The organism is Rheinheimera hassiensis, from assembly GCF_022436675.1.
Lineage (GTDB): Bacteria > Pseudomonadota > Gammaproteobacteria > Enterobacterales > Alteromonadaceae > Alishewanella > Alishewanella hassiensis.
Map to the genome: position 1 here is coordinate 23,594 of NZ_JAKUJZ010000009.1, position 24,637 is coordinate 48,230.

A 24,637-nucleotide genomic window follows, 5' to 3' on the forward strand; every position below is an offset into this window, starting at 1 on the left:
GTTAAGTTCTACCTGCTAACCAGGCCTGGAAACGTTGTGCGCTGGCACGGTGGCGCAGAATTAATACCACTCCCACCAGTAAGGCACTCAGGTGCAACCACCACATACCTAACGCTGGCGGAATTTTGCCGTCTTCCAGCGCGGAGCGGGCAATAATGAGTAAAGAGTAATAGCCCAAATACAGTAACAGGGCTGGCAGTAAGCGGCCAAACTTACCCTGGCGCGGATTAACCCGGCTTAACGGCACGGCGATCAACGCCAGTAACGGAATAGATAACGGTATGGCGATACGCCAGTGCCACTCGGCAATGGCTTCGTTGCTGTCCATGTCATAAAGTTCGGCAGTGGTCAGGCTGCCTAGCTTACGCCGGCGTTGCTCTACTTCCTGTTCACGGATCTGGATCTGGTAACGGCCAAACTCGGTAATTTCAAAGGCGGGTGACTTAACATCACCGGCGTAGCGGCGGCCTTGTTCAAGCTGCATCATCTGGGCGCCACTAATATCTTCCTTAACATTACCCGACATGGCATACACGATAGAGTGGCCACCCTGGTCTTCGCGGGCATTATTTTGTGCCACAAACACTTTTTGTAAATCGCCATTATCACGGCTGATACTCTGGACAAAAATCACCGCATTTTCGTTTGAGGTATGCTGAAACCGCCCGGGAACCAAAGAGATTAACCCGGCATTGGCATCAGCTTTTTCCAACAGGCGGTATTCCTGCTCGGTTGCCCAAGGGCTGAGGTATAAAGTAATACTGCCTGCCACTATCGCCAACATCAGCGAAAGTAACAACGTAAGGCGGGTAACATACCATTCGCTAACGCCGGTGGAATGTAGCACCGTCATTTCACTGTCGGCATATACGCGGCCATAAGCCACCAAAATACCAACAAAGGCACTAAGCGGCAGAATAATCACGGCCAGTTGCGGTAATTTCAGCGCAACTATGCTCATAACCAGTTGCCCGGGAAGTTCACCTTCTGAGGCATCGGCCAGAATTTTGACAAAGCGCTGGCTAATGATAATGGTCATCAGAATGACAAATACCGCCAGCTGTGACTTAAATACCTCAGCTAACAGGTAACGAAAAATGATCAAAACGCCCCCTAAAAACCTGCCTTTTTGCTGGAACCCTGGCGATTTTTCAGTAAACTTGATATTTATAGCAATTATTATCGACCAAACGGCTTAGAAAACCGAGCTTTTTTATAAATTCACGGTAGAATTTGGCCATATATGTGCAGGTTATGTTAGCACAGTCTATTAGAATCAGGAGTTAGTATGGAGTTCAGCGTAAAAAGCGGAAGTCCGGAAAAACAACGCAGTGCATGCATTGTGGTTGGCGTGTACGAGCCGCGCCGTCTTTCCGCCGTAGCAGAACAACTGGATAAAATCAGTGAAGGATATATCAGCAACTTGCTGCGCCGTGGTGATTTGGAAGGCAAACCAGGCCAGATGTTGTTACTGCACCATGTGCCTAACGTACTGAGCGAGCGTGTATTATTGGTAGGCTGCGGCAAAGAGCGTGAGCTGGACGAGCGCCAGTACCGGCAGATTATTGCCAAAACCATCAGCACCTTAAACGAAACCGGTTCGATGGAAGCAGTATGCTTTTTATCTGAATTGCACGTAAAAGGCCGCGATACATACTGGAAAGTGCGCCATGCGGTGGAAACCACGCAAGACTGCCTGTACGTATTTGACCGCTTAAAAAGCAAAAAAGATGAAACCCGCCGCCCGCTGCGCAAAATTGTGTTTAATGTACCCACCCGGCGCGATCTTACCATTGGCGAAAAAGCAGTAGAGCATGGCTTAGCCATCGCTGCCGGTATTAAGCAGTGTAAAGACGTTGGCAATATGCCGCCGAATATCTGTACTCCGCAATATCTGGCCGATCAGGCGCTGCTGCTGGCCGAAAGCTCAGCCAAAATCAGTGTTGATGTGTTAGGCCCGGAAGAGCTGGCTGCACATGGTATGAACTCTTACCTGGCAGTAGGCCGTGGCTCGGTTAACGGCCCGCGCATGGCAGTGATTAAATACAACGGTGCCGGTAACGACAGCGCGCCGGTAGTACTGGTAGGTAAAGGCTTAACCTTCGACTCCGGCGGTATCAGCTTAAAACCCGGCGATGGCATGGACGAGATGAAATACGATATGTGCGGTGCCGCCTCTGTGCTGGGTACCATGCATGCGGTAGTCAATTTAAACCTGCCAATTAATATTGTTGCGGTATTAGCTGGCGCCGAGAACATGCCGGATGCTAACGCCTACCGGCCGGGTGATATTTTAACCACTATGTCGGGCCAAACGGTGGAAGTATTAAACACCGACGCCGAGGGCCGCTTAGTGCTGTGCGATGCGTTAACTTATGTTGAGCGTTTTGACCCGGAACTGGTTATCGATGTGGCTACGTTAACCGGCGCTTGCGTTATCGCGTTGGGTAAACATGCTACCGGCTTGCTGAGCAACCACAACCCACTGGCGCATGAGATTTTAAATGCCTCAGAGCAAAGTGGTGACCGCGCCTGGCGCCTGCCGCTGTGGGATGATTATCAGGATCAGCTGGAAAGCCCCTTTGCCGATTTTAGTAACTTAGGTGGCCGCGCCGCCGGTACTATTACTGCCGCCTGCTTTTTATCGCGCTTTACCCGCAAGTATAACTGGGCACACCTGGATATTGCCGGTACTGCCTGGCGCAGTGGTGGTAAAGATAAAGGCAGCACCGGCCGGCCGGTACCGCTGTTAACCCAGTTTTTAATTAACCGGGTTGGCCAGCAGCAGGATCATTAATGCAAGTTAGCTTTTATCTGCTAAACGACACGCCGGCAGAAGATCAAGCGATACAAAATGAGCTGAGCAATACGCCAGCTCATTTTACTTTAGCTTGCCAGCTTTGTGCCGACTTGTACCGCGCCAAGCAGCGGGTTTTCGTTTATACTGCCGACCAGCAACAGGCCGAAGCGTTTGACGAACTGCTGTGGCAGTTTGATGCCGAACGTTTTGTGCCGCATAACTTAAGCGGCGAAGGCCCTAAATACGGCGCACCGGTAGAAATAAGCTGGCAGGCGCCACGGCAAAACCGCCAGGTGCTGATTAATTTAGCCACTGAGATCCCGGCTTTTGCCAACCGCTTTAGCCAAATCATCGAATTTGTTCCCGCCGCCGAGCAACTAAAAGTGCAGGCGCGGGAGCGTTTTAAGCAATATCGTCAGCTGGGCGTTAACCCGCAAACCGTTAACGCCGGCTGAGCACAGGTACTATCATGGAAAAAACGTTTAACCCCAGTGAAATAGAACAGGCGATGTATAATGCCTGGCAGGCTAAAGGCTACTTTGCGCCACACGGCGATGAGAGTAACGGTAACTACTGCATTATGATCCCGCCGCCAAATGTTACCGGCAGCCTGCATATGGGCCATGCCTTTCAGCAAACCATTATGGACGCCCTTACCCGTTACCAGCGCATGCAGGGTAAAAACACCCTGTGGCAGGTAGGTACCGACCATGCCGGTATCGCTACCCAAATGGTGGTAGAGCGTAAACTGGCAGCTGAAGGCTTACCTGGTCGCCACCAACTGGGCCGTGATGCTTTTATTGAAAAAGTCTGGCAGTGGAAAGAAGAGTCCGGCGGTACTATTACCTCGCAAATGCGCCGCTTGGGTAACTCGGTAGACTGGCAGCGCGAGCGCTTCACTATGGATGAAGGCTTGTCCAATGCGGTGCAGGAAGTGTTTGTCCGTTTGTATGACGACGAGCTGATTTACCGTGGCAAACGCCTGGTAAACTGGGATCCGAAACTGCATACCGCCATCTCTGATCTGGAAGTGGAAAACAAAGAGCAAAAAGGCCATATGTGGCACTTGCGCTACCCACTGGCCGACGGCGCTGTAACGGCCGATGGTAAGAATTACCTGGTAGTAGCCACCACCAGACCGGAAACTATGCTCGGTGATACCGGCGTAGCGGTAAACCCGGAAGATGAGCGTTATCAGGCGCTGATTGGCAAAGCTATTATGCTGCCGCTGGTAAACCGCCGTATTCCTATCGTTGCCGATGAGCACGCCGATATGGAAAAAGGCACCGGCTGCGTCAAAATTACCCCGGCACACGATTTTAACGACTATGAAGTGGGTAAGCGGCATCAGTTGCCAATGATTAACGTGATGACGCCGGATGCCACTATCCGTAGCGAAGGTGAAGGCTTCCATTGCAATGGCGAGTTAAATCCGGCGCTGGTTGGTGTTATTCCTGCTGAGTATCAGGGGCTGGACCGCTACGCAGCGCGTAAAGCCATAGTGGCGGCATTTGACGCTGCCGGCTTGCTGGAAAAAGTAGAAGATCATACCAACACCCTGCCGTACGGTGACCGTAGCGGCGTGGTAATTGAACCGCTGTTAACCGATCAATGGTATGTGCGGGTTGCGCCACTGGCAAAAACCGCCACCGAAGCGGTAGAAAGCGGCCAGATTGAATTTGTGCCCAAGCAATACGAAAACATGTACTACAGCTGGATGCGCGATATTCAGGACTGGTGTATCTCGCGCCAGCTATGGTGGGGCCACCGTATTCCAGCCTGGTACGACGAAAACGGCAAAGTGTATGTTGGCCGCAATGAAGCTGAAGTGCGGGCTAAACATCAGTTAGCCGACAGCGTCGTGTTAAAGCAAGATAACGATGTACTGGATACCTGGTTTAGCTCGGCGCTGTGGACCTTCTCCACCCTGGGCTGGCCGGAAGATACCGACGCGCTGCGCACCTTCCACCCTACCAACGTGCTGGTAACCGGCTTTGACATTATTTTCTTCTGGGTTGCCAGAATGATCATGATGACCATGCACTTTATTAAAGATAAAGACGGTAAGCCGCAGGTACCGTTTAAAACGGTGTATGTTACCGGGCTTATCCGCGATGAAAACGGCGATAAGATGTCAAAGTCCAAGGGCAACGTGGTTGACCCGCTGGATATGATTGACGGCATTACGCTGGACGAGTTACTGGCCAAACGTACCAGTAATATGATGCAGCCCAAAGATGCCGAGAAAATTGCCGAACGCACCCGCAAGCAATTCCCTGAAGGCATCAGCGCCAGCGGTACCGACGCGCTGCGCTTTACCTTAGCTGCGCTGGCATCAACCGGGCGTGATATTAACTGGGATATGAAGCGCTTAGAAGGCTACCGCAATTTCTGCAATAAACTGTGGAATGCCAGCCGCTATGTACTGATGAACACCGAAGACCAGGATTGCGGCTTTAACGGCGGCGATATGCAGTTATCGCTGGCCGATAAGTGGATATTGGCGCAGTACCAGCAAACAGTTAAGCAAGTGCGGCAGTACTTTGATACCTACCGCTTTGATTTAGCCGCAACTGCGCTGTACGAATTTACCTGGAACCAGTTCTGTGACTGGTATTTAGAGCTGACCAAACCGGTACTGTTTAAAGGCAATGAAGCCCAGCAACGCGCTACCCGCCATACCCTGGTTACCGTGCTGGAAAGCCTGCTGCGCTTAATGCACCCGATAATGCCGTTTATTACCGAAACCATTTGGCAATCGGTAAAACCATTAGCCAACATCAACGCCGACAGCATTATGTTGCAAGCCTACCCGCAAGCGGATGAAAGCCTGGTCGATGCCACAGCAACAGCCGATTTGGAATGGTTAAAAGCCGTAATCAATGCCATTCGTAACGTGCGCGGCGAGATGAATATCGCCCCAAGTAAGCCGCTTAGTATACTGCTGCGCAACCTGAACAGCGAAGAGCAGCGCCGCCTGAGCGAGAACGAAAGCTTTCTGATGAACCTGGCCAAGCTTGATAGCATTACCGTATTGGGTGCAGATGATCAGGCACCAACCTGCGCTACACAGTTAATCGGCAGCATGGATTTACTCATTCCAATGGCCGGTTTAATTGATAAAGACGCTGAGTTAAGCCGCATTGCCAAGCAGTTGGAGAAAACCCAGCAAGAGCTGGCCCGTGTGGCAGGCAAGCTTAGCAACGAAGGTTTTGTTGCCAAAGCACCGGAAGCAGTACTGGAAAAAGAGCGCGCCAAGCAAGCCGAGCTGGAGCAAGCAGTGGTTAAGCTGCAAGCCCAACAAGCTGAGATCGCTGCGCTTTAAACCAAGTGAGTTTTGTAGTGCTAAGGCGGCCTGATGGCCGCCTTTTTTATCCGCGCTGTATTGCCTGCAGGTGAAATAAGCCTGCATTGTATGCTTTTTCACTAACTGATAGTGAAAGCCGCTACTTATCTCACCAATATAAAAATATAAATCAGATTAATTTCAAAGCGTTATATGAATTTCCGCTATGGCGCATCATTTGCAAATCCCTAATTTTAATAACTAAAGGATTGATGTGAATGAAAAAGTTCTGTGGATTTGTCTTAGTGTTGTTCTTTGCCATAGCCGTACTATGGTTTGTACTGCCAAAGCAGCAAAACGTCAGCCAGAATATAGCCGGGCTGGAGCTGTACTTGCCGGCCCTGATGGAAGAGGCCGCTATCCCCGGGCTTGCTATTGCGCGGATTAAAAATGGTCAGACAATATTGCTGCAAACTTATGGCAAAGCCAATATTGAAACCGGCGCGCCGGTAACCAAAGACACCTTATTTAATCTGGCATCGATCAGTAAACCCATCATGGGTCTTGTGCTGTTGCAACTGGTGGATCAGGGTAAGCTCGATTTAGCGCAAGATATTAATAACTATCTGCCATTCAGGGTCGATAACCCCCATACTGCTGACGAAAAAATAACCTTGCGCCATCTGGCCAGCCACTCATCTGGCATTGCCGATTTTTATGACATCAACAGTTATGCAGAAAATCGGGATCCAGATATCTCCTTAGGGCAACATCTCACCAGCCTGCTGTTAGCTGATGGCGATAATTACCGGCAAGGTGAACACTTTTTGCTGCAGTTACCCGGTGAAAAACGCCAGTACAGTAATTTAGCCGCAGGGCTTGCCGGCTATCTGGTCGAAGCAACAACAAGCATGTCGCTGGCACAGTACAGCAAAGCTAATTTGTTTCCGGCTTTGGCAATGCCTCATACCAGCTGGTTGCTGCATGATGTGGCTCTGGAAACTGTGGCAGTACCTTATGAAGTAGAGCAATGCGTACCTTATTTGTTTCTTTGCGCTGATACGGAGTCGCCAAGCCTAAACTACCTGATTGGCCGTTATATTGATCCGCCTGCAAAATACAAAAGCTTTAAACCTTACCCGCATTTCGGTAATCCACAATACCCGGACGGAGGTGTTCGCAGTAGCATCAGCGAACTGAGTCAGTTTCTGGTTGCGCTACTGAATAATCAGGATAGTGCTGGTCGTCCTTTATTGTCGGACGCTATGTATAACGAAATGTTCAGCTTACAGCTGCCAGAGTCAGTTTCTGCTAATCAACGTTTTTTCTGGCGAGACAACGAAATGGGCTTAACAGGCCATATGGGTTCAGACTTAGGTGTCTTTACCGCGCTTTATTTTGACCGCAGTAGCAAAGATGGTTTTATTATCCTGATGAACAGGGGCGTGGACGACAAAGCAGCTGCTGCCATGAAGCAGATTGCGACAAAGTTAGTTCAGCTGTAGGTTCTCAACGCGTGCAGAATAAACAGCAGTTTTTAAAAGCAATATGCCGTTAAAGCTGAATCAATACCTTGATATTGTTCCGGTTTTTATTTCTGTTATAGTGCCGGTAGCGTAAAACAGATAGACGGAATGCTTATGGCCGTTGCGGCAACACATAACAGCAGATTAAAACAGTTAATGGCTGAGCTGACAAAGCGCAGCCGTGCTGCTACCACTGTGCAGGACTTGCTGCAGATAACTGAACTGGCCGCGCGTTTTAATGCGCCACTGGTGTACCGTAACCGGCTGCAATACGCTCTGGCGGCAGTATTGGCGCTGGCCGGCGTTTTGTTGCTGCTTTTTCAGCATCAGTATTATCTGTATATCCGGCCATCGGGCTGGACAGGTTTTGCCTTGTTAATGGCAGCCGCGGCCGGGTTGTTACTGTTTGCCCTGTCGCGTAACCGCAGTGTAAGCAGGTTATCCAATGATATTTTTACTAAAAACGTCTTGTTCGATAACCAGATTAAACCACTGGTAGCAAAAGATGTGGCCAATCAGCTACTGACGGCCTTTTTAGAATTTAAACGGGGCAATTACAGCCGGAAAATAGAGCAGCTTTATCAGGGGCATTCAGCAAGCGATAGCAGCAGTTTCAGCTACTATTTTTATCATTTTCATTATGTGGATAAACGCAGAGAAACCTATACCGAAAGTGACGGTAAAGGCGGAACCCGTATCCGCACCAGAACGGTATACGACCACTATCACCGCTATGGTATCTGTGTTCCGCAGTTTAAAACCCCGGCTGTATTGGTTTACAGCCATGCGCCGGATCACAAACTACCGGCAACTTATCGTCCGGCATCTAACCGTTTTAATAATCACTACCGGGTGCAAAGTACAGATGAAATGCAGGCAGCCCGGCTGATGAAACCTGCAGTAGTGGTTGCTTTTGAAGATCTGTATCCGATATTACAACGGCCTAATGTTGAACTGCAGCCCGATGCCGGTTTATGTCTGTCATTTAATGACAACAACCTGCTGCTGGCCAAGCGGCAATACTCGTTGCAGCAGCCCGAGCTATTCCGCCAGGAAATTGCAGCCCACACACCGCTGGACAAATTGCATCAGGCGTTGCATTTTATTCATCATCTTGCCAATCATGCCGCTATCTCTTTACAGGATGCCAGACTATGACCACTTTTATTACTGTTGCTGTTATTGCTGCTTTACTGGCGGTTATTATTATTGCCATTTATAACGGCATTATTACCCGCCTTAACGCGGTAGAGCGGGCCTGGGCCAATGTTATTACGCAGGAACGGCAGAAAAACAAAATCATCCCGGCACTGGAACAACTGACCGAGAAATATCAGTTATACGAAGCGGGGGTAATGACACAGATCACTGAGCTGCGCAGCGCCTTACACAGCCTGTCGGCAGATAACGTAGACACTGCCGGCCTGGCACAAGCTGAACAGAAAACCACGAATCTTATTAAAGGCTTACAGGTAGCGGTAGAAAACTATCCTGAGCTGAAAGCATCTGAAACCTTTAATAATCTAATGCGGGAAATCAGCAATCAGCAAGAAAATATCGGCGCGGCTATCCGTATTTTTAACCAAAACGTGGAGGATTTTAATAACGGTATTGAAACCTTTCCAAACTCGCTGGTTAACCAGCAGTTCAACCGCAAACAAAAAATTCAGACCTTTACCGATTCAGAAGCAGAGCAGGGCTTTGAATATAGCTTGAAAAAACAGTAACCACAGCGGGCAAAGCTGCACAAAGATCCGATTGCCAGACGAAATTTTTTTGCTATGATTGCGCGGTATTTCGGCAACTGGCTGACTATACGCTTGCACTGCGTATTTATGCAGTAAAGTCTGATGTTTAGCGCTCACTTTTTCAGCGCAGCATGGCTGATATAGCAAGCAAACTCTCCGTTGAGTTTGGTTATCTGCTGCAACGGTTCACTTAACTTTTATCCGGCTTGCCGGAGTTAACTTTGAGAATAATAAATGATGTCAGCAGATACCCTGGTCGAGAGCCTCGCCGAACCTGTTGCTGCGGCGGCCGAAGCGGCCGCCGACGTTATCACTATCGAACCTTCTTTCATAAGTTTAATACCCCCTGTTGTAGTGCTGGCTATTGCTATCTGGCTGAAACGGCCGATATTAGCGCTGATCATGGGGGCCATTGCCGGTATGTTGCTGCTATCGCCCGCAGGTGCTTTAGGCAATATGGCCGACACCTCACTGCGGGTAATGCAGGACGAAACCATCGGCTGGTTAATTCTGGTGTGTGGTGGTTTTGGCTCACTTATCGCTTTGCTGGTACACACTGGCGGGGCTTTTGCTTTTGGCCGCGCCGCGCAGCGTGTGGCTACAGGGCGTAAGTCTTCCATGCTGATGACCTGCTTTTTGGGTATTGTTATTTTTGTTGATGACTACTTAAATGCGCTGACAGTGGGTGAAACCATGAAGCGCATTACCGACAAGTACAAAGTATCACGCGAGATGCTGGCCTATATTGTCGACTCTACCGCCGCACCCATTTGTGTGCTTATTCCCATTTCAACCTGGGCGGTGTTCTTCGGCGGTTTGCTGGTAGCTAATGATGTAACACCGGCAGGTGACGCCAGCGGTATTCAAACCTATATTTCTGCCATTCCTTACATGCTGTACGCCTGGCTGGCGATGATTATGGTTATTCTGGTTATTCTTGGCGTAGTGCCGGTATTTGGCCCGATGAAAAAAGCTGAGCTGGCAGCGCAGCAATCACTGATCGCAGCAGAAGATGCGCCCCATTCGGCCACTACCGCACAGGATACCCACTCGGCTGATGATTTTGCCGTGCAGTCGTTTGATGAAGAGTTTGAGCAAAGCAACCGCAAAACCGGCAAGTTACATAACTTTTTGTTGCCAATGATTATGCTGGTTGGCTTTACCATCTGGTTTGAAATTGACGTATGGAAAGGCCTGTTAATGACTTTCCTGCTGACATTGCCGCTGTATTTAGTGCAGCGCCTGATGAATATCTCGGAAATGATGGACGTGATGATTAATGGTTTTAAAACCATGTTGCCTGCCATTTGTACCGTTATCGCTGCTTTTGTGTTTAAAGATGTCTGCGATCAGTTAGGCCTGCCACAGTTTATTATTGATAATCTGGCGCCTTATATGAGTGCTCAGTTGCTACCGGCACTGGTGTTTTTATCTATGGCAGTGCTGGCGTTTGCTACCGGCTCATCCTGGGGTATTTTCGCCGTGTCTATTCCTATTGTTATGCCACTGGCGTTTGCCGTTGAAGCCAATATCCCGCTGGTAATAGGTGCGCTGCTATCAGCCAGCTCATTTGGCAGCCAGGCCTGCTTTTACAGTGACTCTACCGTACTGGCAGCACAGGGGTCAGGCTGTAACCTGATGAGCCATGCGTTAACTCAGTTTCCGTATGCGTTTGCTGCAGCGGTACTGGCGTTTTTTGGTTTTATTGCCCTGGCGTAACCGCCTGTTTAAGCTGCCCGGTTAATAAGGGGCGCTGGCTATAATGGCCCAGCGCCTTTTTTACGCCTGACAAAATGCCCTGACACTGTTACCTTATATAACAATCTCATATAACAACTTTACACAGCCTGTTTACCGGAGTGTTTATGCTTACCATGCTGGCTAAAATTCTAAAAGTACTGAACTCACAAGTCTCGCCCTGGCAAATTGGCTGGGCCATTGCGCTGGGCCTGTTTGCCGGCATATTGCCGCTGGGTTTACTGACACTGCTTATCGTGCTTATTGTGTGTCTGTTAACCATTAACCTGTCTACTTTTATTGTGGTATGGGGCCTAACCGAAGGCTTAATGCTGCTGTTTGCTACTCCGCTGGAAAACCTGACCTGGCAGTACGCGCAAAACGACAGCCTGTTGCAACTGTTAGCCAACACCGAAACCCTGCAACTGCTGCATTTACACCACACCCTGACATTAGGCGCCTTTGTGCTGGGCGCGGTACTGCTGCTACCCATTGCTTGGCTAAGCAAAACCCTGGTAATGCAATACCGCGTACGGGTGATGAACAGCGTGCAAAAGTGGAAAATTATGCAGATGCTCAAAGCCAGCAAGCTGTTTGCGCTGTATGAAAAATTGAATTAAGGAGCTGAGCATGATCCGTAAATCCGGTTGGTTAGTGTTTATTGTTTTCTTTGCCGCTCTGCTGGCGTTGGTTTATCTGGTCGCAGGCCCGGCGATTCGCCTGGGTATGGTATACAGCCTGGAAAAAGCTGTTGGTGCTGAGGTCAATATCAGCAACGTATCACTCGAGCTGGCACCGCTGGCGCTGCGCATTAATGACCTGCAAATAACCGACGCCGCTAAGCCCACGCACAACAGTTTAAGTTTTGGCAATGCCCGTGCTGCACTGGAAGTATGGCCAGCGCTGTTGGGGTATTACGTTATTGATGAGCTAACAGTCGATGGCCTGCAATATGGCGCCGAGCGTAGCAGCGAAGGCGAGGTTTACCGTGTGCCAGGCGTTGAGGGTGAAAAAGTTGATATAGCCCAGCTGCTGCAGGTAGATCTGCCAGACGCTGATGAATTGATCGCCCGCGCCAACCTGCAAACACCGGCCAAAGCCGAAGCACTAAAGCAGCTGGCGGCTACAGAGCAGCAGCAACTAAAAGCGCTGAAAACCCAGCTGCCAACTAAAGATTCGCTGGCGCAGTACCAGGCCGATATTAAAGCCTTAACCGACAGTAAAATCAGCAACGCTGCCGATTTAGCCGCAAAAGCCCAGCAGCTACAGCAATTAAAAGACAAACTTAACAGCGAAAAAGCCAAAGTAGAGCAGGTAAAGCAGCAATTAACGCACAGTAAAGACAGCCTGCAGCGTGCGGTAGAAGAGCTAAAAGCCGCGAGCTTGGCCGATTACGCCAAAGTGCAGCAACTGGCTAACCTGAGCGATGGCGGCCTGGCCGGTATCAGCCAGATTTTGCTCGGCGATGTCTGGGGCGAGCGCGTAGCGCAGCTACAAACTGTGTATGAACTGGCCAAGCCTTATATACCGGAAGGTGGCATATCAGCAGGGCAGGGTAGTGAAACAGCTGAACCTGAAGTGGTGTTACCGAACCGTATTCTGCCATTACCGGGCCAGCCTTATCCGGATTTCTGGGTAAAAACTGCCAGGGTTAACTGGCTGATTGGCGGCGGCGAGGCCACCATAGCGCTGCAAGATATTACCGCCCAGCATGCGCTGATTAACAGCGCCACCAAGTTTTCACTGGATGTAAAACAACTGCCACAACTGGCAGCGTTTAAGCTAAGCGGCGATTTTGCTGTGCTGCAGCAAATGGTGACTAACCTTAACTGGCAACTGGACGGCTTAAACCTGCAACCGCTCACCTTAGGTAAAGGCGATACCTCACTGGATCTGGCCGCCGGTTTAATCAGCTCCAGCGGTAAGTTAAACCTGACCGATAACCAAATAACCCAGCAAGCCAGCGTGGTATTAAACGCCGCTAACTTTAACAGTACCGGCAATAAGTACCTGCAGCAACTGGCTAACTTGCTTAACCAACAACAGCAAATTCCGCTTAATATCGCCACCACCGGCCTTATCAGTGCGCCAGAGGTAAGTATCCGCTCGTCGTTAGACAAAATACTCGGCGATGCGCTGCTGGGCGAGGCCAAGCAAAAAGTGGCGGCTTATCAGGCGCAGTTACAGGCAAAGCTAAACAGCCAGCTGCAAACCGGCCTGGCCGGCCAGCAAGACTGGGCAGCACTGTTAACCCAGCAGGATGGTGAAGTAGCCGACATCAGCGGCAGTATTGAAAATATGCTTAGCGCTAAAATGGCGGATGTAAAAGATCAGGCCAAAGATAAGTTAAAAGACAAACTGCTGGATAAACTCGGCGGCGGTTAAGCTGCTGCTAATCAGGCCGCTGCAAAGCGGCCTTTCTGTTTCAAAAATACACATTAAGCATGTTAGCCACAGGCTTTGCTACCACTTTGGACTTACGCCGTTGCCGGGAGTGACAGCACGGGCGTAAGCCGCCAGCTCTTTCGGGTAAACCATATGCTCAATGCTGCTATCGTCTATACCGTAGAGAAAGGCGATAGCGGCAGCTTCAAAGGCCCAATACCCGACATAACTGCCTTCATCGCCCCAGGAATGGGCATCATACCAAGCGGCCTCTTCAAATGCCGGATACCACTCATTGCAGTACTGTTGCAGCAGCTCAGAGGCCTGTTGCTTGTCCGGCGCATAAATAGACTGGATCAGCGGGGTATAAACCTCGTGATACCACTCATCTACGTCGTGGCGTTGTGGCAGCAGTTTTTTGAGTAAATCTTCATACAAGGTATCTTCAGCGGCATAGCCAGCGTTGTCCAGTAAGCTGACAAAGCGCTGCAGTAAATCGGTGCGCTGCAACAAAATACACAGGCTGATCACCTGCACGGCTTCTTCGTAGTGCTCCAGCTCATCATCTATGGCCAGAGGTGAAACGTTGGGCATTTGCTCATAATGTGCCAGTGCTAGCTGGTACTGCTCATAACTGGCAATTAATTTTTCAAGGTAAGGCGGCAAGGATGCAATGGCTTCACCGGCGGTATACCTCAGCAGTAACTGATCCAGATGGGCGCTTTGAATATCGCGGGCTTTACGGGCCTGATCCTCCGCTGTTGGGTCGGCCTGCATGAGATTATCACGCCAATAGTCTTCCACCGTATTGCAATGTGACAGCATGGCCCGGTATAGCTGAGCACTGAGGAACTTTTGCCGGCGCGCGGCAATAAAGGCATCATCCGGTGTCATCGTGGTTTTGCTGCGTTGTAATAGCGCTAGCTTATCCGTATCCGCCACGGTATTAACTTCAGCAGCTACGGCTGCGCGTTCAGCCTGACGCTGTGCTTCATGCTGGGCATTGATCTGGTTTAGTTTTTCCTGACTTGCATCGTTCAACCAGGCGGCATGTTCAGTACCTAACAAGGTAAAGCCCGGAAAACGGCTGGATTCATAGGCAATCAGCCGGCGCTGCTTGATCACTATGCCGTCGGTTACTTCTTCGCTGCGGTAATAGATATTGTCATACAGTTTGCCAGCGGCGAGCATGGGCGCTATATCGTCCTCTGCTACTGCTTCATAGTGGTCATCTGTTGTTTCGACATACACGTTTAGTAAACCGGCCATATCATTCGGTCGTGGTACTTGCCGTTGTTGATCAAAGCTAAGTGATAACTCCTTAGCAAGGGGCTGCGCCAGTCGGCCGCGAAACACTAAAAACACATTGCCCAGCATTACCGACACCACTGTGCTGGTGTAACCTGCGACAGTAAGCGGCTGTGGCAGCCGGTACAACTTATCTGCTGGCACCAGACAAAACTCATCCGTGTCATGTTGCGTTGGTATTGGCTCACAGGCATATAAGGCAGATTCCAGCTCTTTATCAGCCAGCAGATTAAAGTGTTGCCCGCGCCACAGCAGTTCATCCATAAAACGCTGGCTATAAGTTGAAAAAGTCGTCATACAGATTTTCTACGTTTAACCTAATTAAGTATTTTTCGTACCGTTTCAGCAGTTCGCCAGGGCATTGCCGGCATCACAGGGCACAATATCGTTAAGCAGTGGCAGCTCAGCAACCACTTCATCACGGCATAGCAAGGAAACTGTTTTATCGCTGTGCCTGGTGTCAGTTACCAAAATACCACGCCCATAAGGCGGGGCTTCCTCACCTTCGTAATAATCGAACAGCATATAGTGGTAGTGGCCAATATTAAACGCCAGGGTTTTACGGTCGACTTGATAGCGGAAGTAATGCGCAAAACGAAACTTTTCGATTGAATTAACGGCGGTTTTCGGAAACTCAAGCTCAATGCTATCAGGTTTGCCAAAGCGGTAAGCCAGCGCCGACGCCTTTGATAAAGGCTGTGATGCACATAATGACACCACCTTGGCAGATTGCTCAATCTGGCAGGAGAACAACGTCACTTCCTCTGCATTACAATGGCTGGGTACTGCGGCTTGTATAGGCCCTGAGCAAACCACGGTTACTACCGTGGCACTAAGTAATAGTAACGCTTTCAAGCCGGGCATCCTTGTTAAATATTGCAGTGTCACCAGAAGCCGGTGACTTTGTGCTGAATGATGAAACGCTTTATTTTACATCTGCGGCTAAGTATCGCAAAATAACGCCAGCTGTACCCACTTAAGGCCTTTAATAGTGCTATTAAAGGCTCTAACTTACCAAGGACAGGATATGACATTAGGCTGGACCATCTTCGCCTGCATCGCTACTTTTTTTGCCGCTTATATCGTGTTCGCCATTGGCTTTTATACGTCGATGGGTATACAGCAACGTAACCGTTTACTGCACGCCTATATGCTAAGCGCCTGGGTATGGTTACCCGGTTCGGGCATAGTGGGCATAATTTTAGGCATTATTAACTACCAAAACGCAGCCGACACCAGCGGCTACTGGATCTTCACCCTGCCGCTGATAGCACTGGCTGTGTACTTTGCCGGGTTTGTGTTGTTAAGCAAAAAGCCGTAGTACGAATACTATCTGGCTGCGTTATCTGGATACTTTGATGAAAACACCATGCAACTTGTGGATCCTTTCTGTTTTTTGGTACATCAGCCGATGAACCTTTATTAGATGTAACCGACTTTAAAGTGGCTAAGCATATCAAGGGCAATAACGACGATGTGAAAGCTGAACGCCCTGAAATAAAAAAATACTGAAGAGTAAAATCACTGTGTATTACAGCGTTGAAGAGCTGTACAGTATTCTGTTTAACCCCATTGCTATTTTATAACAAGAATTGAGTTGTAGATGACATTGATTAACTTGAAGGATCTGGAAGCACATCTATGGCATGCCGCGCACATTATTACTGGCCCCATCGATGCATCAGACTACAAGACTTATATATTTCCGGTACTGTTCTTTAAGCGCATTTGCGATGTGTATGACGAAGAATTTGATGATGCCATGAAGCAGGTGGCTGATGAAGAGTTAGCCCGTGGCGACATGTTCCACCGCATTAAAATTCCAGCCGAAGCACACTGGAGCCAGGTATTTGCTAAAACCAAAGATATTGGTCAGGCACTTAAAGATGCCTTTCGTACTATCGAAGTAGCTAACCCACACTTATATGGCATTTTCGGTGATGCCAGTTGGACTAACAAAGAACGCTTGTCAGACGAGCTGCTATCAACCTTACTGAATCACTTTAATAAGGTGAATTTAGGCGTGGCTAGCGTGCGTGATGATGACATGGGCCGCGCCTATGAGTACCTGATTAAACGCTTTGCCGACAAAGCCAATAAAAAGGCCGGTGAGTTCTACACGCCTCGTACTATTATTCGCTTAATGGTAAACGTGCTGGACCCGGTTGCCGGTGAAAGTGTGTACGACCCGGCCTGTGGTACGGGCGGTATGTTGCTGGAGACCATTCACCATGTTCAAGAAAACGGCGGTGATCCACGCCTGCTAAAAATCAAAGGCCAGGAAAAAAACCTGACAACCGAGGCTATTGCTCGGATGAACCTGTTCTTACACGGCCAGGAGGATTTTCAGATTTTGCGGGGCGATACACTGCGTGACCCTAAATTTGTCGTTAATGATCAGCTGGAAGCCTTTGATTGTGTTATTGCCAATCCGCCTTTTAGCTTAAAAGAGTGGGGTTATGACAAATGGCAAAATGACCAATATGGTAGAAAGCAATATGGCCTGGCCCCACAAACTAATGGCGATTTTGCCTGGGTGCAGCATATGCTGGCGTCACTTAACAGCAAAGGTCGCATGGCAGTAGTATTACCGCACGGTGTGCTATTTCGCGGTGCTGCCGAAGGTGTTATCAGAACAGCACTACTTAAGCAAAATAAAATAGAGGCCATTATTGGCCTGGCCAGCAACTTGTTCTACGGCACAGGCATTCCGGCCTGTATTCTGGTACTGCGGCAAAACCGGCCTGCAGAACATAACAATCATGTGCTTATTATTAACGCCGAAGAAATCTACACCAAAGGCCGTGCGCAAAATACTCTTAGCAATGACCAGTCTGATGAAATTTACCGCATCTATCATCAGCAATATTTGACCGGCACCAAGGCAGATGAAATTGAAGGCGTTGCCCGCTGGGTAAGCCTTAATGAAATTGCCGAAAACGACTTTAACCTGAATATTGCGCGCTACGTGCAAAAACCATTGGAAGAAGAAAGCATTACCGTAGAAGAGGCATTGAAAGATTTTCAGAAAAAGCTCGCTGCGCTGGAAAGAGCTGAAGAAGAGCTTGAAGCCCTTCTTATAGAAGAGGGGTTCGAAATATGAAGTTAGAGAAGGCATATGCAGAAGATATCAAGTTAAATATCACTGCAGAAGAAGCTGATCGACAGTTTTCAGCTGGCGTTGTTAAATCCAAATTTAGTTTTCAGTGTCCGGATGAACACTGTAGCGCGCCAGTCACATGTGCTAATTTAGAACGCCCCAAAGATAAGAGAAAGCGCGATCCGTATTATAAAGTCGTTGGCGAACATAGTCCTAATTGCGACATAGCAAAGGATATTGAGAAACAAAAAAAACGAACAAATTCGAAAACGGACATTTATAGTGATAGCGATGAATACATTGATAATGCTATTCGTCTTAATTTACAGCCCCCCAGCACCAAAAGACCCGAGCCAGCAGGAGATAAGCAAGGCGATTCAGACAGTGGTGTAAAAGCAAGAAGAGGCAATGCCGAAGAGTCTGGAAAGCGCAAAATTCAACGCTCAAAGACACTATCATCACTAATAGATGCTTTTTTAGCACATGAATCACACACAATTCAGCTTCCAGAAATCGGAGTTATTAACATTAGAGATTTCTTTGTCGAAATCAATGGCCAAGATTTATCTGAGTTAGAAGATGAATTTCGAATTTATTACGGTAAAGCTTGGTTTAATAAAAAAGAAAATGGATATTCCATAGTTTTTGATAAAACACTAACTTCTGCAGGAATTACTAAGAGACCATCAATTTACATGCCGCTCGATAAGCTTGTAGAGTCTGGCTTCAAACGCTTTAAGGTTAATGAACTGGAGCGACTGGCCGACAAGAAACCCAAAACGGTCTTCATCCTTTCGCAGGCAGGCCCCCAGTTAAGAAATGGCTATATAAACATCTGGTGTGATGGTCCTGAATATTTGGATTACCGTTTATGAACAGAAAAAATTTAGAAGATCTCCTCTGGGGCGCAGCCGAGTTTCTACGCGGCCAAATTGACGCCTCAGATTACAAGCAGTACATCTTCCCGTTGCTGTTTTACAAGCGCTTGTCAGACGTTTACCTAGAAGAATATGTCGAAGCCTTAGAAGCGCATGACGGCGATGCGGAATACGCAGCTATGCCGATGTATCACCGCTTTGATATTCCGGAGGAAGCCCGCTGGGAAAAGGTGCGCCATACCAGTAAAAACATTGGTGAGGCCATTCAAACCGCACTTCGGTTAATTGAATCCAATAACCCGCGTTTACATGGCGTGTTTGGTGATGCGCAGTGGACTAATAAAGAACGCCTGCCTGATCATCTATTGGCCGATTTAATTGAGCACTTCAGCAAAATTCCATTGGGTATTAAATCGGTTAAACAAGACGACCTGGGCGAAGCCTACGAATACCTGATCAAAAAATTCGCTGACGATTCTGGCCATACCGCTGCCGAGTTTTATACGAATCGCACCGTTGTACATTTAATGACGCGCATAATGCAGCTTAAACCCGGTGAAACTGCCTACGACCCAACCTGTGGTACAGGAGGCATGCTACTAAATGCAGTGATGGATTTACGCTCAGACTTGAAAGAATGGCGTAGCGTTAAGTTGTTCGGCCAGGAAGTAAACTTACTAACTTCAGCTATCGCCCGTATGAACATGTTTTTGCATGATATCGAAGAGTTTGAAGTACTGCGCGGCGATACGCTGGCAGAGCCTAAGTTTATCGAGAACGACCAGCTAAAGCAGTTTGACGTTATCTTTGCCAACCCGCCGTATTCCATTAAAAAGTGGAACCGCGACAAATTTGCTGCCGACCCTTATGGCCGCAATTTATTTGGTGTACCGCCGCAAGGCTGTGCCGACTATGCGTTTTACACCCATATCATTAAAAGCTTAAAACCGGACACTGGCCGCGCTGCCATGCTGTGGCCACATGGCGTATTGTTCCGTGATTCCGAGCAAGCTATTCGCAAGCAGGTTATTGAGTCAGATATTATCGAGGCGGTAATTGGTCTTGGGCCAAACCTGTTCTACAACTCACCAATGGAATCTTGTGTAGTAGTGCTTAACTGCAACAAGCCAGCCGAGCGTAAAAACAGGGTGCTGTTTATCAACGGCGTTGAGCATGTTACCCGCGAGCGGGCGCATAGCCGCTTATCGGATGATGACCTAGCAATGCTGTGCGAAGCATATTTTACGCCAGAGAAGCAAAGCGATATTACCGCACTGGTTGATATCGATGCGATAAAAGAAAACCTCTACAACCTGTCGATACCGCTTTATGTACAAGCTAAAGGCGATGACGAAGTGCATGATATTGAGCATGCGATAGAAGCCTGGAAAATTAGTCGGGTACAACTAAAAAAACAGACCAATAAATTATTCCAAAGCCTCGCGCAGTTGGGTTACGAGGTAGAAAACAATGACTGATAAGCAAACAGTTAAATTTGGCGATATTTGCCGAGAAGTAAAGCTCACCACTAAAGACTCAATTGCTGATGGCTATGAGCGTTATATTGGCTTAGAGCATTTAGATTCTGGCTCACTAAAGATCAAACGCTGGGGCATGATTGCGGAAGATAACCCAAGCTTTACCCGTGTTTTTAAAAAAGGACATATCTTGTTCGGCAAAAGACGTCCTTATTTGAAAAAAGCGGCGATTGCGGAGTTTGATGGTGTTTGCTCAGGCGACATAATTGTTATGGAGAGTACACCTGATAACAAATTTCCGGATTTTCTTCCTTTTCTGATTCAGTCTGATAGTTTCTGGAAGCACGCAATTTCAACTTCTTCAGGTTCTTTATCTCCTAGAACAAAATTCAAATCACTACAGGAGTTTTCTTTAACACTAGGTGATGAGCAGTCAATTCAGCGTAAGTTGGGACTGCTCGTAAAATGTGAGGAGATACGTTCCAAAAACAATCAGCTCTTAGAGGCGTTTGATAGTTTATTCAGCATTGTCGTATCTGATCTTTTAAGAGTGGTTGCTCAAGATAAGCCGCAACAAGTCCCCAAAGGATGGCAGATAAAAGAATTATGTGAACTTGCTGAAGTTAGCAGAGGTAAGTTTACCCCCAGACCTCGAAATAATCCTATTTATTATGGTGGAAGCACCCCATTTCTTCAGACAGGTGATGTAGGAAGAGCATCTTTGTTTATTGAAAGTCACGAGCAAACCCTTAATGAAAAAGGACTATCGGTAAGTAAGCTTTTCCCCAAAGGAACTATATTTCTAACAATCGCAGCCAATATCGGGGACGTTGCTATGTCTACTTATGATGTTGCCTGTACTGACAGTGTCGTTGGGATCAATCCTAAAGACGGGGTGGATGGGGTTTGGCTGCTATTTTACCTCAAACAGCTGAAACCATATCTTGATTCTATTGCACCAGAAAGTGCCCAAAAAAATATTAATTTGGCTACTTTACGACCGTTAAAAGTTGCAACACCTTCTTATGAAAAGCAGGTTTTGATCGGTCAGGAGTTGTTGAAGCTTTACAGCATCTATAAGTTAATAAGTGGCAAAGAGTCATCAATTTGCTCTATAACCGGAGCTTTAGTTGAGAGATAAAGATGTTTAATGAGCAAACCGTCACGGAAAATGGGATTATCGACCGCTTAAAAGGCTTAAGCGGGGTAAATTGGACTTACTGCCACGGTGATAGCCTGCCTAAACAAGCGCAGGATATCTTTGTTGATGAGTGGCTAAAAGACGCGCTTTGTTCGTTAAACCCTGATATTGCCAAACAGCCGGACCTGGCGGACGAGATTATTTATAAACTTCGCGGCGTTATTCTGGAAGCCAAGTTTACCGGCCTGGTAAAAGCCAACGAGAATTTTCAGGAATGGCTGCTGGCAGAGAAAAGTTTGCCCTTTGGTGAAAATGGTGACCATATCACCATTAACCTGATAGATTTTGACGATATCAAAAACAACCATTTTGTGGTGTCGCAGCAGGTGCATTATATCGCTGCTACCGAAGTGTATTTTGATATTGTGCTGTACGTAAACGGCATCCCCTTGGTAGTAGGTGAAGTAAAAACCGCCACCCGGCCAAGCGTTAGCTGGCAAGACGGTGCCGCTGATTTTATGGGTGGTAAAAAGCACTACTGGCAAAACGTAGCGCCATTTTTTGTGCCTAACCTGCTGTGCTTTGCCAGTGAAGGTAAAACCTTTGCCTATGGTGCTATTAATGCAGGCCCTAAAGATTGGGGGCCGTGGCATAACACCGATTTACGCGATGACATTTTACCTGGCCTGCAAACTGTACTTAATAGTGCCGAGGGGCTGCTCAACCCTGTTACCCTATTGCAGTTACTCCAATCGTTCGCGTTATTTTCGACGGTTAAAACCGGCAAAAACACACCGCCCAAACGCATAAAAATATTACCGCGTTACCCGCAGTTTGAAGCCGCCAAGCAAATTGTGGAACGGGTGCGCCGTGGCTACCCGAAAAAAGGCCTTATCTGGCACTTCCAGGGCTCAGGTAAGTCATTATTAATGCTGTATGCCGCTAAGATGCTGCGGGCAGATAATGAGCTTAAAAACCCGACTGTATTGGTCGTGGTAGACCGACGTGATTTAGATAGCCAAATTAGTGAAACCTTTGGCGGTGCCGACGTTAAAAACCTGATTAAAGTGCAAAGCTGCAAAAAGCTCGGTGAATATATCGAGCAAGATAGCCGGGGCATTTTAATTACCACCATCTTCAAATTTAAAGATGTTGAAATCGATGAAGCCAATAAAAAAGGCCTGAACGATCGCGACAACATTATTGTGCTGGTCGATGAAGCTCACCGCACCCAAGAAGGTGGCTTAGGTGACAAAATGCGCTGGGCGCTGCCTAATGCCCATTTCTACGGTTTAACCGGTACGCCTATTTCAGGCATAGACCGCAATACCTTTAAGCTATTTGGTGCTGAAGACGACCCGGGCCGTTACATGAACCGCTATAGCTATAAGCAGTCTATCCGTGACGGTGCCACCAATCCGGTTAAGTTTGAACCGCGCCTGGCAGAGCTTCGTGTAGACCGTGAAGCTATCGACAAAGAGTTCGAAGCCTTGGCGGCAGCAAACAACCTGGACGAAGAAGAAAAAACTGAGCTGTCTAAACGTGCTGGCAAATTGGCCATTATGCTAAAAGCGCCTAAACGTATGGCAGCGGTAAGTGCTGATATTGCCGAGCACTTTACCAGCCACGTTAAGCCGAAAAAGATGAAGGCTATGGTAGTGGTGTACGACCGTGATGCATGTGTGCAGATGTATTACTTGCTGGGTGAAAAGCTCGGCTTTGATGCTGTTGAAGTGGTTATGAATATTGACCAAGCCCCAATTAAAGCGCCAGACGGCGATAAAAAGGGCAAAGTTAATAAAGACTGGCGCAAGTGGCATGACGATTTACAGCTGCCTGTAAAAAAGACTGACTTTGAGCGCTGGCAGAGCATCGATGGCGACGAGCAAAAGCAAAAAGACTTAATAGAAACCTACAAAGACCCCAAACAGCCGCTGCAATTACTGATCGTAACAGCCAAGCTACTAACCGGCTTTGATGCGCCTATCTGCTACTGCATGTACCTAGACAAGCCATTACGTGACCATACGCTTTTGCAGGCCATGTGCCGCACTAACCGGCTTTATCAAAACGATGAAACCCGCAAACAAATGGGCCTAATCATCGACTACCTTGGCGTTTTTGAAAACCTGCGTACTGCACTGGCGTACAACCCGGAAGAGATTGAGGGTGTTGTAGAAGGTATTGAAGCCTTTAAAGCCATATTGCCAATGCAGCTGAAAAAGTGCCTGGCCTTCTTTCCAAATGTCGACCGCAGCCTGGAAGGCTTTGAGGGCATTATGGCAGCGCAAGAGTGCCTGCCTACTAATGAGAAACGCGACGAGTTTGCCGCAGCCTTTGGTGTGGTAGCCAAGCTGTGGTCGGCAATTAACCCTGATCCATTCTTAAATGCCTACCGCAAAGATTACAAATGGCTGGCGCAGATTTATGAATCCGTGCGCCCTGTTGGTCAAACAGGTGCATTGGTTTGGGCGGCATTAGGTCCAGAAACCATTCAGCTTATTCACCAGCATACCGACATCAACCGTATTCGGGATGATATCGACGAGCTGGTAATGGATGAGCACGCCATCTTTACCCTGACAGATAAAGAACAAGAACAACGGGCGCGCAAATTAGAAATAGACCTAATGGGCCGCCTACGTGGCAGCAACGACCCTAAATTTGTGGCACTGGGCGAGCGATTAGAAAAGCTACGCCAAGACTACGAAGCCGGTGTTATTAAAGCCATAGACTGGCTAAAAGGCCTGTTAGACGCAGCCAAAGACACCGTGCAGGCTGAGCGCGAAAGTGGCGATAAAGTTGTCACCCAGGAAGATAACAAGCAAGCGTTAACCAAACTCTTCCTGGAAACCCGGCCAGAAACCACGCCAAAGCTAATTGGGGACGTGGTAGAGCAAATCGACAAGATAGTTAAAGCAACCCGATTTGACGGCTGGCAAAACTCCAACAGCGGCCCGCGTGAGATACAGAAAGCCCTGCTACTAACGCTGGCACAGTTCGGCTTGGGCAAAGACAAAGAGTTGTTCACCAAGGCATACGCGTATATTGAAGAGCATTATTAATGTTTACTTTTCACGTAATACAAAGCAAAGGTTTATTTCCAAAGTAGGGTTATCGGGGACAGAACAAAATTAACCTGCTTTGCTACTTTTCGTTCAGCCTTGCCCTTGTGGCGCATCCTCTTGCTGTTGACGCTGAGATAACCAGAACAGAGCATTTTAATTATTATAAAACAATGACCTAATCG

The 24,637-nt window shown here is 48.1% G+C and carries 18 protein-coding genes; 15 read left to right on the forward strand and 3 right to left on the reverse strand.

Annotated elements, in window-relative coordinates; all coding sequences use genetic code 11:
- Window position 1 precedes the first annotated feature (1 nt).
- Window positions 2–1,105 carry an LPS export ABC transporter permease LptF gene (gene lptF, locus MJX74_RS18185; RefSeq protein ID WP_240224437.1) on the reverse strand — a complete coding sequence of 368 codons (1,104 nt, stop codon included), beginning with the start codon at window positions 1,103–1,105 and terminating at the stop codon, window positions 2–4.
- A gap of 183 nt (window positions 1,106–1,288) precedes the next feature.
- Here lptF and pepA point away from each other — a divergent pair, with 183 nt between their 5' ends.
- The 9 genes from pepA to MJX74_RS18230 all read left to right on the forward strand — a co-directional run bounded on the left by pepA (window position 1,289) and on the right by MJX74_RS18230 (window position 13,482).
- Entirely contained in the window at window positions 1,289–2,797 is a 1,509-nt protein-coding gene (gene pepA, locus MJX74_RS18190; RefSeq protein WP_068233569.1) for a leucyl aminopeptidase, read from the forward strand.
- A complete protein-coding gene (locus tag MJX74_RS18195) occupies window positions 2,797–3,255 on the forward strand; it encodes a DNA polymerase III subunit chi (RefSeq protein WP_240224438.1) in 459 nt (152 codons plus the stop codon). Before pepA ends, MJX74_RS18195 begins: the two co-directional genes overlap by 1 nt.
- A gap of 14 nt (window positions 3,256–3,269) precedes the next feature.
- Window positions 3,270–6,125: a valine--tRNA ligase gene (locus tag MJX74_RS18200; RefSeq protein ID WP_240224439.1), complete on the forward strand. Its 2,856-nt coding sequence runs from the start codon at window positions 3,270–3,272 to the stop codon at window positions 6,123–6,125.
- A gap of 239 nt (window positions 6,126–6,364) precedes the next feature.
- Window positions 6,365–7,591 carry a serine hydrolase domain-containing protein gene (locus MJX74_RS18205; RefSeq protein ID WP_240224440.1) on the forward strand — a complete coding sequence of 409 codons (1,227 nt, stop codon included), beginning with the start codon at window positions 6,365–6,367 and terminating at the stop codon, window positions 7,589–7,591.
- A gap of 135 nt (window positions 7,592–7,726) precedes the next feature.
- A complete protein-coding gene (locus MJX74_RS18210; RefSeq protein WP_240224441.1) occupies window positions 7,727–8,770 on the forward strand; it encodes a hypothetical protein in 1,044 nt (347 codons plus the stop codon).
- The gene (locus MJX74_RS18215) at window positions 8,767–9,339 is read left to right on the forward strand and encodes a LemA family protein (RefSeq protein ID WP_240224442.1); all 573 of its coding nucleotides are present in this window, start codon (window positions 8,767–8,769) and stop codon (window positions 9,337–9,339) included. Before MJX74_RS18210 ends, MJX74_RS18215 begins: the two co-directional genes overlap by 4 nt.
- 255 nt (window positions 9,340–9,594) lie before the next feature.
- Complete coding sequence (locus MJX74_RS18220; protein WP_240224443.1) at window positions 9,595–11,079, forward strand: Na+/H+ antiporter NhaC family protein; 1,485 nt, start codon at window positions 9,595–9,597, stop codon at window positions 11,077–11,079.
- A 146-nt stretch (window positions 11,080–11,225) separates the two neighbouring features.
- Entirely contained in the window at window positions 11,226–11,717 is a 492-nt protein-coding gene (locus MJX74_RS18225) for a TIGR03546 family protein (protein ID WP_240224444.1), read from the forward strand.
- Window positions 11,718–11,727: 10 nt separating this feature from the next.
- Window positions 11,728–13,482 (forward strand): TIGR03545 family protein, encoded by a 1,755-nt coding sequence (locus MJX74_RS18230; RefSeq protein WP_240224445.1) that lies wholly within the window; start codon window positions 11,728–11,730, stop codon window positions 13,480–13,482.
- A gap of 78 nt (window positions 13,483–13,560) precedes the next feature.
- Here the strand turns inward: MJX74_RS18230 and MJX74_RS21805 are convergent, their stop codons facing one another.
- On the reverse strand, window positions 13,561–15,087 hold the full coding sequence (locus MJX74_RS21805; RefSeq protein ID WP_275692851.1) for a PoNe immunity protein domain-containing protein: 1,527 nt from the start codon (window positions 15,085–15,087) through the stop codon (window positions 13,561–13,563).
- 45 nt (window positions 15,088–15,132) lie between these two features.
- Window positions 15,133–15,645 carry a hypothetical protein gene (locus MJX74_RS18245; protein WP_240224446.1) on the reverse strand — a complete coding sequence of 171 codons (513 nt, stop codon included), beginning with the start codon at window positions 15,643–15,645 and terminating at the stop codon, window positions 15,133–15,135.
- A gap of 172 nt (window positions 15,646–15,817) precedes the next feature.
- On the opposite strand from MJX74_RS18245, the gene MJX74_RS18250 reads away from it, so the two are divergent.
- The 6 genes from MJX74_RS18250 (at window position 15,818) to MJX74_RS18275 (ending at window position 24,452) form a co-directional block, all read left to right on the forward strand.
- Window positions 15,818–16,111, forward strand: coding sequence for a hypothetical protein (locus tag MJX74_RS18250; RefSeq protein WP_068233546.1), 294 nt, complete (start codon window positions 15,818–15,820; stop codon window positions 16,109–16,111).
- A 282-nt stretch (window positions 16,112–16,393) separates the two neighbouring features.
- Window positions 16,394–17,893: a type I restriction-modification system subunit M gene (locus MJX74_RS18255; protein WP_068233542.1), complete on the forward strand. Its 1,500-nt coding sequence runs from the start codon at window positions 16,394–16,396 to the stop codon at window positions 17,891–17,893.
- The gene (locus MJX74_RS18260; RefSeq protein WP_240224447.1) at window positions 17,890–18,765 is read left to right on the forward strand and encodes a hypothetical protein; all 876 of its coding nucleotides are present in this window, start codon (window positions 17,890–17,892) and stop codon (window positions 18,763–18,765) included. Before MJX74_RS18255 ends, MJX74_RS18260 begins: the two co-directional genes overlap by 4 nt.
- Window positions 18,762–20,246, forward strand: coding sequence for a type I restriction-modification system subunit M (locus MJX74_RS18265; RefSeq protein ID WP_240224448.1), 1,485 nt, complete (start codon window positions 18,762–18,764; stop codon window positions 20,244–20,246). The genes MJX74_RS18260 and MJX74_RS18265 overlap by 4 nt, the downstream gene beginning before the upstream one ends.
- On the forward strand, window positions 20,239–21,387 hold the full coding sequence (locus MJX74_RS18270; protein WP_240224449.1) for a restriction endonuclease subunit S: 1,149 nt from the start codon (window positions 20,239–20,241) through the stop codon (window positions 21,385–21,387). Before MJX74_RS18265 ends, MJX74_RS18270 begins: the two co-directional genes overlap by 8 nt.
- Window positions 21,388–21,389: 2 nt before the next feature.
- A complete protein-coding gene (locus tag MJX74_RS18275; protein ID WP_240224450.1) occupies window positions 21,390–24,452 on the forward strand; it encodes a type I restriction endonuclease subunit R in 3,063 nt (1,020 codons plus the stop codon).
- Window positions 24,453–24,637: the final 185 nt, after the last annotated feature.

What these genes read in the sequence shown, in the direction of transcription:
- pepA (WP_068233569.1), top strand. Translation starts at nt 1,289, where the DNA reads ATGGAGTTCAGCGTAAAAAGCGGAAGTCCGGAAAAACAACGCAGTGCA.
- MJX74_RS18195 (WP_240224438.1), top strand. Translation starts at nt 2,797, where the DNA reads ATGCAAGTTAGCTTTTATCTGCTAAACGACACGCCGGCAGAAGATCAA.
- MJX74_RS18200 (WP_240224439.1), top strand. Translation starts at nt 3,270, where the DNA reads ATGGAAAAAACGTTTAACCCCAGTGAAATAGAACAGGCGATGTATAAT.
- MJX74_RS18205 (WP_240224440.1), top strand. Translation starts at nt 6,365, where the DNA reads ATGAAAAAGTTCTGTGGATTTGTCTTAGTGTTGTTCTTTGCCATAGCC.
- MJX74_RS18210 (WP_240224441.1), top strand. Translation starts at nt 7,727, where the DNA reads ATGGCCGTTGCGGCAACACATAACAGCAGATTAAAACAGTTAATGGCT.
- MJX74_RS18215 (WP_240224442.1), top strand. Translation starts at nt 8,767, where the DNA reads ATGACCACTTTTATTACTGTTGCTGTTATTGCTGCTTTACTGGCGGTT.
- MJX74_RS18220 (WP_240224443.1), top strand. Translation starts at nt 9,595, where the DNA reads ATGATGTCAGCAGATACCCTGGTCGAGAGCCTCGCCGAACCTGTTGCT.
- MJX74_RS18225 (WP_240224444.1), top strand. Translation starts at nt 11,226, where the DNA reads ATGCTTACCATGCTGGCTAAAATTCTAAAAGTACTGAACTCACAAGTC.
- MJX74_RS18230 (WP_240224445.1), top strand. Translation starts at nt 11,728, where the DNA reads ATGATCCGTAAATCCGGTTGGTTAGTGTTTATTGTTTTCTTTGCCGCT.
- MJX74_RS21805 (WP_275692851.1), bottom strand. Translation starts at nt 15,087, where the DNA reads ATGACGACTTTTTCAACTTATAGCCAGCGTTTTATGGATGAACTGCTG.
- MJX74_RS18250 (WP_068233546.1), top strand. Translation starts at nt 15,818, where the DNA reads ATGACATTAGGCTGGACCATCTTCGCCTGCATCGCTACTTTTTTTGCC.
- MJX74_RS18255 (WP_068233542.1), top strand. Translation starts at nt 16,394, where the DNA reads ATGACATTGATTAACTTGAAGGATCTGGAAGCACATCTATGGCATGCC.
- MJX74_RS18260 (WP_240224447.1), top strand. Translation starts at nt 17,890, where the DNA reads ATGAAGTTAGAGAAGGCATATGCAGAAGATATCAAGTTAAATATCACT.
- MJX74_RS18265 (WP_240224448.1), top strand. Translation starts at nt 18,762, where the DNA reads ATGAACAGAAAAAATTTAGAAGATCTCCTCTGGGGCGCAGCCGAGTTT.
- MJX74_RS18270 (WP_240224449.1), top strand. Translation starts at nt 20,239, where the DNA reads ATGACTGATAAGCAAACAGTTAAATTTGGCGATATTTGCCGAGAAGTA.
- MJX74_RS18275 (WP_240224450.1), top strand. Translation starts at nt 21,390, where the DNA reads ATGTTTAATGAGCAAACCGTCACGGAAAATGGGATTATCGACCGCTTA.